The 11,981-nt window shown below is 30.9% G+C and carries 10 protein-coding genes; 5 read left to right on the top strand and 5 right to left on the bottom strand.

Annotated features, from left to right (window positions below; genetic code table 11):
* Window positions 1-106 precede the first annotated feature (106 nt).
* Together C6H31_RS07040 and C6H31_RS00285 are read left to right on the top strand one after the other, a co-directional pair.
* On the top strand, window positions 107-1,957 hold the full coding sequence (locus tag C6H31_RS07040; protein ID WP_233709986.1) for an McrB family protein: 1,851 nt from the start codon (window positions 107-109) through the stop codon (window positions 1,955-1,957).
* Window positions 1,954-3,336 carry an McrC family protein gene (locus C6H31_RS00285; RefSeq protein ID WP_104696813.1) on the top strand — a complete coding sequence of 461 codons (1,383 nt, stop codon included), beginning with the start codon at window positions 1,954-1,956 and terminating at the stop codon, window positions 3,334-3,336. Before C6H31_RS07040 ends, C6H31_RS00285 begins: the two co-directional genes overlap by 4 nt.
* Window positions 3,337-3,344: 8 nt before the next feature.
* Here the strand turns inward: C6H31_RS00285 and C6H31_RS00290 are convergent, their stop codons facing one another.
* From C6H31_RS00290 to exbB, 5 genes are all read right to left on the bottom strand, one after another.
* Window positions 3,345-4,103 carry a HugZ family heme oxygenase gene (locus C6H31_RS00290; RefSeq protein ID WP_104696814.1) on the bottom strand — a complete coding sequence of 253 codons (759 nt, stop codon included), beginning with the start codon at window positions 4,101-4,103 and terminating at the stop codon, window positions 3,345-3,347.
* Between the two features lie 66 nt (window positions 4,104-4,169).
* Window positions 4,170-6,323 (bottom strand): TonB-dependent receptor, encoded by a 2,154-nt coding sequence (locus tag C6H31_RS00295; protein ID WP_104696815.1) that lies wholly within the window; start codon window positions 6,321-6,323, stop codon window positions 4,170-4,172.
* A 308-nt stretch (window positions 6,324-6,631) separates the two neighbouring features.
* Complete coding sequence (locus C6H31_RS00300) at window positions 6,632-7,324, bottom strand: energy transducer TonB (protein WP_104696816.1); 693 nt, start codon at window positions 7,322-7,324, stop codon at window positions 6,632-6,634.
* Entirely contained in the window at window positions 7,290-7,670 is a 381-nt protein-coding gene (exbD, locus tag C6H31_RS00305) for a TonB system transport protein ExbD (protein WP_104696817.1), read from the bottom strand. The genes C6H31_RS00300 and exbD overlap by 35 nt, the downstream gene beginning before the upstream one ends.
* The gene (exbB, locus tag C6H31_RS00310; protein ID WP_104696818.1) at window positions 7,667-8,089 is read right to left on the bottom strand and encodes a TonB-system energizer ExbB; all 423 of its coding nucleotides are present in this window, start codon (window positions 8,087-8,089) and stop codon (window positions 7,667-7,669) included. Before exbB ends, exbD begins: the two co-directional genes overlap by 4 nt.
* Before the next feature lie 221 nt (window positions 8,090-8,310).
* Here exbB and nikR point away from each other — a divergent pair, with 221 nt between their 5' ends.
* The 3 genes from nikR to fliF all read left to right on the top strand — a co-directional run bounded on the left by nikR (window position 8,311) and on the right by fliF (window position 11,974).
* Window positions 8,311-8,742 (top strand): nickel-responsive transcriptional regulator NikR, encoded by a 432-nt coding sequence (nikR, locus tag C6H31_RS00315; protein ID WP_104696819.1) that lies wholly within the window; start codon window positions 8,311-8,313, stop codon window positions 8,740-8,742.
* The gene (gene nadD, locus C6H31_RS00320; RefSeq protein ID WP_104696820.1) at window positions 8,743-9,636 is read left to right on the top strand and encodes a nicotinate (nicotinamide) nucleotide adenylyltransferase; all 894 of its coding nucleotides are present in this window, start codon (window positions 8,743-8,745) and stop codon (window positions 9,634-9,636) included.
* A gap of 637 nt (window positions 9,637-10,273) precedes the next feature.
* Window positions 10,274-11,974, top strand: coding sequence for a flagellar basal-body MS-ring/collar protein FliF (gene fliF, locus C6H31_RS00325; RefSeq protein ID WP_104696821.1), 1,701 nt, complete (start codon window positions 10,274-10,276; stop codon window positions 11,972-11,974).
* Window positions 11,975-11,981 lie beyond the last annotated feature (7 nt).

An 11,981-nucleotide genomic window follows, 5' to 3' on the forward strand; every position in this document is an offset into this window, starting at 1 on the left:
GAGAGATTGCAAAAAAGAGCTTAATCTTGATAGGAAAAGATTAGATATCTCCGAAGTTTATAGAGAGATTTTAAAGGATAAAATTTATAGCTTTGAGGAAGTTTGGATGAAAGAAAGAGAGTTATGGGGCAAATATGTAGAAAGAAATTTTTGGCTTTATAGGGCTAGAGATGATGAAGAAAGGTGGAAAAATATTTACAATAATGGGTTGATAGGTATTCCTTGGAGGGAACTAGGAGATTTAAAACAATATTCAAGTAAAGAAGAAATAGAAAAAGTTTTAAATGAAAAATATCCCTCAAAAAGTAAAAATAGACAAAATGATCGGTTAGCAAATTGGCAATTTTGTAATGATATAAAAATAGGGGATGTTGTTATTGCAACGGAGGATAACAATGAAATAGTTTGTTATGGAAAGGTAATTAAGGAATACTTCTATGATGATACAATCGATGATGAGTTTGCATCATTTATCAAGATAGAATGGATAAAAAGAGGAAAATGGAAGCTGGAGGGTTGGACACCAAAAACTTTAACTAGAATGAATGACTATCAGCCTTATTTAGATAATATCTTAAGGAAAATTGGCTTTTATGATAATAAAGTAGAGTTAAAAACAGATTTTGCCTATAGGGATTGTATCCCGCATAATCAGATTCTTTATGGACCTCCTGGGACAGGGAAGACTTTTTCTGTAGCTGATAAAGCAATTGAAATCTTAGATCCTAGTAAGCTAGGAGATTCTAGAGAGATGATTAAAAAGATTTTTGATACTTATAAAAATCAGGGTCAAATTGAATTTATTACTTTTCATCAAAGCTATAGCTATGAGGATTTTATCGAGGGGATAAGACCAAAAATAAGTGATCGTGGTGAAGTGAGCTATGAAATCAAAGATGGAATCTTTAAAAAAATTTGCAAGAAAGCTTTAGAAAATTACAATAATTCTCTAAAAAATCTAGAAGAACTTCAGGAAGAAGAGGAAATAACAAAAAAGGTTGAAGATTTTTTAGATCACTTGATTGAAAATGAGATAAAAATACAAAAAACTAAAAAAGGAGAATTTTTTGTCAGTGATTATGACAAACATAGAATCTATATCTCCACAAAAGATACAAAGATAGATATAGCACCCTCTATGGATGAGTTTATCAGGATCATAAAGTCTAAAAAAGATTTTGCTAGTTCAAAGGAAATGGCAAAAGAAGTTTTTGGAGAAGATAATCAGCAACAAAAGAGAACTTATTTATTTCATTTATTTAAGCTGTTTAAAAATTTTAAGGATGAGAAAAAATATGAGATAAAAAATATTGAAAACCACCTAAAACCTTATGTCCTTATCATCGATGAAATCAATCGTGGAAATGTGAGTAAAATTTTTGGAGAGTTGATTACATTGATTGAAGAAGATAAAAGAATAGGTAATGATGAAGAATTAAGGGTAACCCTGCCTTATAGTCAAGAAGAATTTGGCATTCCTAAAAATCTTTATATTATCGGGACAATGAATACAGCAGATAGGAGTATTACAAGTTTAGACATTGCTTTAAGAAGAAGATTTGATTTTATAGAAGTAATGCCAGATAGCTCAAAACTAGAGAAGGAAGTAGTAGATGGTATTAATCTAAAAGATTTGCTTGATAGTATGAATGAGAGAATTAGATATCTCTATGATAGGGAAAAAATGATAGGTCATGCATTCTTTTTAAAAGTAGAGAATAAAGAAGATCTTAAGAGAATCTTCCAAAAAAAGATTGTTCCACTTTTACAAGAGTATTTTTATAATGACTATGAGAGAATAGATGTAATTTTAAATCATAATGGAATGATTATTGAAAAGAAGATTGGAATATCTTCTAAAATAGAGCTTGATTTACCACAAAAAGCTTATTGTGTTACTATGGATGATAAAGTTTGGGATGATGAAGAAACCTACAAAAAAATTTACCAAGAATGAGAAGCTTTACAATCATAGAGTGGGGGAGTTTTAGTAAGAAAACTCTAGAAGATAGTATCAGAGAAAACAAAGACCAAACCACAAGCCAATCTATAGATAAAATTGCAGAGCAGTGGTTTGATGAATTGATGAGGTTTGCTGAAAATAAAAACAACACTTCTTTTTTAACCTTTTGTAAAAGAGATGAGCTAAAGGTTAAAAACTATGTGGGTATTATCCAAACAAAAAGTGGAGTTTTGGAAATACTACCAAAGTGTTTTGATTTATCAGATGGGATAGAAATATTAGAAGATAAAGAAATGTCTTTAGAGGAGTCTTATCAAATTAAAAATTTTTGTGAGCAACAAAGTATAGATTCTAAGAAAAAGAAAAGAGTGATTGCAAAAGATGAGGCTATAAAATACACTAGAAAATTTTTAATTCATTGTTTAGGGACATTATTAGGTATTCCTTTAAGGAATTCTGACCTTGCTTCATTGGATATTGCAAAGGTTTCTTTACTTGAGATATTTATTCAAATGTTTATCCAAGAGTTTGAAAAAATCTATCAAAAGGGTATTTTGCATCAATATGTAGAGGTTGAAGAAAATAGAAAAGTGCTTAAAGGTAAGTTTTTATTAAATCAGCAATTACGCCTTAATCTAATCCACAAAGAGCGTTTTTATACTTTGAGTGATGAGTATATTGCTGATAATTTATTAAATGCAATCATTAAAACAACTTTAATTTTTTTAAAAAGCAAAACCTCTAATCATACTACATTTGCAAGAATCAATCAGGCGATAGAAATTCTTAGGGAGGTGTCAGTATTACAAAGCTATGAGATTGATTTTAGAAGGTGTGGCTACTCAAGGCATTATCATTATTATAAAAATATTTTGACTTGGTGTGAGATATTTTTAAAACAAAATAGCTTTATATCTCATAAGGGAAATAATGAAGTCTATACACTGCTTTTTCCAATGGAAAAACTTTTTGAATCTTTTATTGCTTCAATGCTAAAAAAACAAAATAAGGATTATCAAATAAAAGCGCAGAAAAAGGATAAGCGTCTTCTAATTAATTTTAATGGTGAAGAAAGGTTTCAATTATGCCCTGATCTTTATATGAAAAAAGAGGATAAGGTCATCATAGCAGATACAAAGTGGAAGATTTTAGATTCTAATAATAATCATTTTGGAGTTTCTCAAAATGATCTCTATCAGCTTTTTGCTTATGCAAAATATTATGATGCCAAAGAAGTATGGATCATCTATCCAAGGACTTATAAAAAAGAACAAGAAGAGTTAGAAGAAAATATTTTTAAGAGATATAAGGGAGCAAAATATAAAGATCAAAATATTGATCTAAGGATATTATTTGCTCCACTTATTTTTTAAAAGTAAAACTATTGATGTGGCCTTGTGTGTGGATTATTACTAATACCTATGTGTTCTACTTCTCCAGAACTAGAAATAAGATAGGCTTGGCCAAATCCCTTAACAAATCTTCCATCCTTAAAGATTAGTTCAATGAGACTAAAATCTGAAAAACCACGAATTGTTTTAATTCCTCCAGATCCACCCATACAAGATTCTAGACTATCAAGTGCCTTGTTAAATTCTTCGCTATCTCTTTGGATAAACCTTGCTTCTGCTCTATAGCGCAATCTTTTTCTTAAAATAATTGACTTTGCTTTGCATTCATCTTCTAAAAACATTACCTCAATTTTTTGCGGATTGTTTTTTATGTTATCAAAATGCTCTGCTACAGCACTGATGTAAATATAATACTTTCCATCAATTTGAATCAGAGGTGCATAAGAACTTAGAGGAAAATTATCTTGAGTAATGGTAGCTAAGATACAAGAGTTAAATTCTTTTTTAAAGTTCTCTATCTCCTCTTTAACCTTGTCAAACTCTAGTGTTTTAGGAACACTCTGACATAAATCAATGATTGCCTGTTTGATACTTGTGTGATCAGCTCTTTGAGCAAACTCAACTCTTAATTTTTGAGTTTTATTATAAACGAGGTCTAGACCATCAAAATCTACACCCTCTAAGATTACTTCATTGATTTCTGTGGCATTTCCAAACTTCTTGCAAAGACCTGCCATATCACTTTGATGATGTTCATTCATATGTTTTATAATGCTTGAAAAATCCATTTTTTCTCCTTAAATTTTCCCACCATCCTCCCATAAGAATCTGCCTACCACCCACCCTAAAGATGATTAAAACTGATAGCGTCCTTCAATAAAGTAGCTTCTTCCTTGACCTATGGTAAAGGCATAACCTGTAACCTCATCACTTTGATCTCTGTTATAGAAAGTATAGTAAAAAGTATCAAAAAGATTGCGAATACCAACAGTAACAGAGAAGAATTTATTTTTAAATCTTAATCCAATATCTGTAAGACTATAGGGCTTGATTTTATTTTGTGCTGTATCTCTTTGAGCACCTATAAAGGAGTTTTGGATCCATAAAGTATAGTTTTTAATAAATTCATAGTTTGCTCCAATAGTAGCCTTATAATTACTTACATATGGAACTAGTCTATCTCTAAAATGTTTCCCTTTATCTCTTAGGATTCTTGCATCAATATAACTAAAACTCTCATTAAGGCTCAAAATTCCATCAAAAAAGAATTGCTCACTTGCCAACTCAACCCCAGCTCTTTGTGTTAAATCATAATTTCCCACAGAAAAGCCATTCCCAGTATGGGCACTTCCTACACTATAGATCTCATCTTGTGTGAGTGTATAAAAGAATGTAAGTAAAAACATTGTATTGGTTGTAAAAAGCTTGGTACCTATTTCAAAAGTATCATAGTTTTCAGACTTTACATTTGTATTTATGTAATTGCTCCTTGAATTACTTCCATTCCTACTTGTAAGATTATCTGGATTTGGCGAGCGAAAACCATGCTCATATTTAAAATATAAATCTCCTATATTAAAGCTATATTTTGGTATTAACTCAAAAGCAAAATTATGTGAGGTATCAGAGATTTTTTTATAGAGTGAGTAGGGGCTAATTGGCAAAACAGCAGGACCCATACCAATTGCCATTTTATTATTTAGTGTTCTATATCCATCATACCAAGCAAATTCATATCTTCCACCCGTAGTAAGGGAGAAGTTTTTAGTAAAGTCATATTTCTCTATAGCATAGATAGCATTGCTAAGTTTGATAGCATTAACATAGGTTAAAATAGAGTGATCATAGCCAGTAATAGCACTTGGGGATGGAGATGGAGATGGGGATGGAATAGTTATATTTCCAGTCCAATCAATATTTAAATTAAGATTTCTAATCCCTTGATTATAAATACTATCAAACCCCAAAATAAAAAGACCATTTTTATGTTTAAAATCATATTTTGCTTGAATACCAGCTTTTGAATCTACAAAATAACTTCCTTTTTGATTTACCCGTGTATTTTCTAGGTGAAAATTTCCATAATTGTAATTTAAAACTTGCAAATTCTTATCATAGAAAAATTTATAATAGTGATAAAAAGTTTTTAAGTTAAGGGATTGGTTTTCAGTAATTTTATAATCATAATTAAGCGAAAGAGAGATTCTATCTTGCAAGGTGGTAATATCCCCATTTCCAGCTTTTGTTCTATCTGATTTACTAGGATTGCTAATATCACTAAATCTTAAAACAGGAGTGCTAAAATCTACTCCCTTAAAATAGTTAAAATCAAAGGAAATACTGTGGTTTGAGTTGATATCCCAAGTAAAATTTCCCCCGATATTTCCTAAATGTTTAATATCTTTATTCCTATAGCCCTCTTGAAATAGATATCTTGCAGATAGGGTGTAAAAAAGATTGTCTTTGATTTTATCTCCTAGTTTTATATCAAATTGAGGTCTTGAGCCATTGGAGTAGTTATAAGAGATGCCAGTACTTAGATTAAATTGATCGTATCGTTTTTTAGTAATAATATTAACAACACCTCCTCTTGTCCCATTGCCATACATTACAGCACCTCCACCTGGTAAAATTTCAATACTTTCCACATCATTAATGCTAATGCTATCAAGAGGTGTTACTCCATGTGATGAATCTAGCATATTAAGTCCAATTCCATTAAGAAGAACTTTGGTGCTTACATTGGCACTATTTCCCTGTCCCCTCAAATCAATATTGGTTCCCATACCAGTGTTGCTAAAACCAACGAATGGGGCATATGAAAATACCTGATTTAGAGAGGTATATCCTTTGTTTTCAATCATATCTTTATCAATGATATAGACATTACGATTGATTTCATCAAGCTTTGTTTTAAAATCGGTAGTGACAATTTGTTCAAGCTTTTTTGTTTCTTCTTGTGCAAATACAGCAAGAGTAGTTAAAAATGGTATCAGAATTTTTTTCATTATTTTGCTCCAAAATAAAATATTTATAATAATCATTATTATTTTATAGATATGGATTATAAAACATCGAAGCTTAAAAGAAAATTTTACTTTTCTTAAAAAAAGTTTCTTGTAATTTCTTAGAGGAATAAAATAAAAAGTATGAGAATCATAGATTTAAATTTCACTTTCAAAATCTAAATAGCTATTCTTTAACCTTGTATCCAGAGCATTCTAGTCAAAAAGCTAGGACAAGAAATCATAGCAATCTTTAGATTTTGTCAAGCAATCACATCACCAAAAAATACTAAAAGTGTGATATTTTATTCTTAACTTTTACTTAGGCTATATACGATAGGGACTTTAATTCTTACTTTTTGTTTAGGTGTAGGAAAATATTTTGATGCATCTCCTACAGCTCGGAGTGCGCTTTTATTTAAAATATCTCCAGCAGTACTTTTTAGGATTTTTAATCCTTCTAAACTTCCATCAATATTTAAAATAAATTCTATTGTAACTTCACCCTCTAATCCTCTAACCCTAGCTATTCTTGGATAGGGATTACTGTTTGAAATAGCAAGTCTAATCTTAGATAAAAACTCATCATTAACCCCTTGATTGTAAGCAAGAGCTTCATTATTGCTTCCTTCCTGATCTATATTAGAGCTTTTTTGTTTTTCATCAACAATTTCTTGTTTTTGAACAATAGGCTCTTCTTTTAAAATCTCTTTTGGCTGTTCCATTGGGGTTTTGTGATGCTTCTTCTTTGGCTTTGGTTTCTTTGGCTTTGGCTTTTTGGGAGGCTTTGGAGGTGCCTTAGAAAAATGTGTCTCATTACCCCCGCTATTAACACTAGCAAGCTTCATTGTAACGGTTTGATTACCATTTTCTTGTACGGTAATACTCTTGCTAAAGTTGGCAAAAAGAAATGTTAAAACTGACAAATAAATTACTGAAGCAACGATAAAACCTATTGTAGAAGGTCTTTTAATTTTTTCTCGTAGAGATTGCAAAATTTTCATGATTTTTGTCTTTTAATATATCTAGGATTTGCACGAAAATATCAAACTTTGATTCCTTATCGCTCTTGAGCTCTATGAGTGTCTTTGCCTCAACTTTAGAGAGAGAAGACTTCAAATCACTCAGAGTAATAGGCTTATCATCTAAATAAACCTGATTATTAGAATCTACAACAACAATGACCTTTTTTTCTTCCTTTGGTTGTTGTGCAGAATCAGCCTGAGGAACCTCAACTTGAATTTTACCTTGCGCAATAAAAGTGGAAATGCTTAGCACAATAGCAAGCAAAACAAGCATAATGTCTATGAAAGGAACAATATTTAGTCCTTCTCCTCTTTTGATTTTCATTGGTTTGCTACTTTGTATTTGTTGATAAGCAGATCTATCTTTCTAAGAAGCATATTATAGATCATTAAAACAGGTATAGCCACGATCAAACCAGCCCCCGTAGCCTCAAGTGCAAGCGAGAGATCAGCCATAATTTTCTTTGCATCAATATCTCCCCCAATGCTCATTCCATAAAAAGTTACAATAATTCCTCCTACGGTTCCAAGCAACCCTATATAAGGAGCATTAGAATAAATAATATAAAGAGCAGTGAGATTTTTAGTAAGTGCTTCTTCTAAAAGATCAAGGCTTTTGTAATTTTCAAATTTTATTTTTGAGAAAAAAATAACCCTCTCCACGCTAAACCATATCGCAATAAAACCCATAAAACCTAAGACAGAAAAGATAATGTAGTCAAGGTAAAGCCTTAAAAATTCCATATTTTAATACCCCTATTTTTATAACCTGAGTGATTTTAAACTAACTTTTAAGCTAATTAATGCCTCATTATATCATTAATGAGAATTACTTTCAATATTGAATTGCATTAAATTACTAGCCTCTAGTCCTGCATCATAGTTTTATATGAAATATTTTGTTAAAATTTTTTTAGAGAATGCTTTTTATTAAAGTTATAAAAATCAAGGTTTGGGAACAGAGAATGGATTTAAAGAATGAAGTAATAAGATTTAGTGTTTCGTTGCAAAAAAAATTATTAGATGAGTTGGATAACCGACTTACTAAACAAGGATATGTTTCTAGGTCAGAGCTTGTTAGGGATTTGATTAGAGAAAAGATAATAGAGAGAGAGTGGGAAGATGAGGATTCTGAACAAATAGCAGTTTTAGTGTTGATCTATGATCATCATACAAAGGAATTAAGTCAAAAAATGATAGAGATGCAACATGAAAATTATAATGTCAAGGTTTTATGTAGCACTCATATCCATTTAGATACTTGCAATTGTCTAGAAACAATCGTTTTTAAAGGAAAAAGTGGGGATATAGTGCGCACTAGTATTGAAATTGGGGGACTAAGGGGTGTAAAATTTTCTAAATTAACAAAAGCAACCAATTTTACACAAAATGTCTAGATGCGTTTAGCACTTTATGGAGGGAGTTTTGATCCTCCTCATATTGCCCATATTCAAATTATTAAAGAAGCAAGTAAGAAACTAAAAGTTGATTTGTTGATTGTGATGGTTGCATATCAAAATCCCTTTAAACAAAAAAGCACTTTTGGCAATAATTTACGCTTAGAGTGGATGAAAAAGTCTTGCCTAGGTATCAATAAAGTTTTTGTAAGTGATTTTGAAATCAAGCAAAAGATTAAATACACCATTGATACAATAAATTTTCTTGAAAAAAAATATTCTCCACAGAGTATTGACTTAATACTTGGAGAGGATAACCTTTTAACCCTACCTCAATGGAGGGATTTTAATATTTTAAAAAATAAGGTTAATTTTGTTTTTGTAAGGCGCAGTGGTTTTGATTATAATATCAGAAAAATAAATGGCTTGCAATTGGAGTTGGAAAATATTAATTTCCCCATCTCTTCTACAATGATAAAACAGGATTTTAATGCTTTATCTCAAGATGTAATACCTAAAGAGATTGCAAGTGAAGTTTTTAGTAAGCTAAAGGAGCAAAGAATGAAGCAAGAAAGATTGGATTTTATTATCCAAAAACTCAGTGATAAGAAAGCAGAAGCAATAGAGTGTATTGATGTGAGGGATAAGGATTATATTGTAGATTATGTGATTATTGCAACAGCAATGGTGGGAAGACATACTTATGCACTTTTAGATATGTTGAAAACAGAGCTAAAGCCAAGAGGAGAGAATTTCTATGCAGTAGATGAGGAAAGTGAAGATTGGATTGTTGTAGATCTTGGTGATATTATGATTCATCTTTTTACACAAAATCATAGAAATAAATTTAATTTAGAAGAATTTTTGTTAAAAGATCTCCAAAAACAAATGTAATAAGATTGTATCTCTGTGATTCATTATTGTAGATTGTATTATAGAATCTTAAAAACATATATGGTGGTAAAGGAGTTTTGATACTAAGTTATCAAAAACTTTTGCTATTAGCTATAAGAAAGCCCCTAAAATCCATTGAGTATCACAACCAAGAATTGATACTTTTGGATTTAAAGCAATATCCTTGTAAATTTGATTAATTATTTAGTAGTAAGAAAATCATAATCTCTAAAAAATATGAACTTTTAGGATTAATTTGATATAAAACTTAAATCAAAAAACATTTTGAGGTCTAGGATAAGAGAGAATAGAAAAGCTCATTGATTTATTTTAGAGGCTCTGATATAAGTAGTTTAAAAGCTTACAAAGCGATAGTTATAAACAATGAAAAATATAAAGAATCTCTCAATAAAAGGCCCAATTAATTGCATCATTTTTAGATAAGTTATATCACCTTTATTTTTGGTAACATTAGTTTATGGTTAAATAATGAGTTCTAACGATTAGGACTTAAATTTGATAATAAGCTAGAATGCTATTAAGATGCTAAGTTAGATAGTGAGAAATTATTAGAGTTTTTAGCTTATTAAAAGAAAAAATATCGTAGAATATGTGTCATTTTCTATTGGGGTGTTTCTTGGATATTAGAGAAGTTTTTACTCAAACCTTGGGCTTTTTTAATCGCCTTACAAAGAGGCAACGCATTATTATTGGAGCAGGTGTAGTTGCTTTAGTTGCCTTTTTTGTATTTTTACTTGTATTTACTACAAACGGAAAGGTGAGAAATGACCAGTATGCTGTCTTGTTTGAGGGAATGAATCCAAGTGATAATGCTCTAGTTTTACAACACTTACAACAAAATCAGATCCCCTATAAACTCTCTAATGAAGATACAATCTTAGTCCCAAGAGATAAGGTTTATGAACAGCGCATCGCTTTAGCTTCACAAGGTATTCCAAAAACTAGTAAAGTTGGGTTTGAAATTTTTGATAATAAAGATTTTGGTATTACAGATGAGGAACATAAAGTAAAGTTTTTGCGCGCTATTGAGGGTGAATTATCGCGCACGATTGAAAGTCTAGCACCGATACAAAAAGCTAATGTTTTAATTGCTATCCCAAAGAGTTCTGTATTTGTTTCTCAACAGATTCCTCCAACTGCATCGGTGATGCTAGGCATTAAGATGGGATCTAATCTTACAAGTGCTCAAATTTTTGGAATAAAAAATCTTGTAGCTGCTGCAATTCCTAATCTTACTATTGAAAATGTTAAACTTGTAAGTCAAAATGGAGAGCCTCTTGGGGAGGATGATGAATTAAGCACTTCTAAAGAAATAGCAGCAATCCAATTGAAATATAAAAATAATATTGAGAGGGTTTTAGAGGCAAAAATTATTAATATTTTATCCCCAGTGGTTGGTGGTGAAGATAAGGTTGTTGCAAGAGTAAGTGCTGATTTTGATTTTTCGCAAAAAAAGAGTTTGCAAGAAATTTATGATCCAAATAATGTGGTAAGAAGTGAGCAAAATCTTGAGGAAAAAAGAGAGGGGGGAGAAAAAAAGCAAATAGGAGGAGTTCCGGGTGCAGTGAGTAATATAGGACCTGTTCAGGGACTTGAAGATAATGATGGTAAAGAAAAATATGAGAAAACCCAAAATACCACAAACTACGAAGTTGGAAAGACGGTTAATGAGATCAAGGGAGAATTTGGTGTATTAACAAGACTGAGTGCTGCAGTTGTTGTAGATGGTAGATATAAAAAAGTGGTGGTAGATGGCGTAGAAAAGATTGAATATATTCCAATGAGTGAAGTTGAAATGGAGAAGATTGATTCTTTGGTAAAACAAGCTATTGGTTACAGTCAAAAAAGGGGAGATGATGTTACTGTAAGTAACTTTGAGTTTAATGCCAAAACACAAAATTATGTTCCTATGACAGATTTTGACAAAATTACAATGAGAATAGAGAGCTATTTAAGACCATTTTTACCGATGTTAAAATATGTGATTGTAGCTTTAATTATTTTTGTATTCTATAGAAAAATAATCGTTCCATTTACAGAAAGAATGCTAGAAGTGCAAAATCACGAAGAAGAAAAGGTGGAATCTCTATTTGAGACTGCAGATGAGGAAGATGAGGAATTTAATAAATTTGGTGAAATGCGTAAGCGTGTAGAGGAACAATTAGGAATTGGCAAGGGCTTTAATGAAGATGAAGTCAAATATGATGTTTTATTAGAAAAAATGCGTAATATCGTCGAAGAAAAACCAGAGGAAATAGCTACATTATTTAGGATGCTAATCCAAGATGAGATTAATGCAGATATCAAGCAATCTTAGGAGATTT

The organism is Helicobacter sp. 'house sparrow 1' (genome assembly GCF_900199585.1).
Taxonomy (GTDB): domain Bacteria; phylum Campylobacterota; class Campylobacteria; order Campylobacterales; family Helicobacteraceae; genus Helicobacter_H.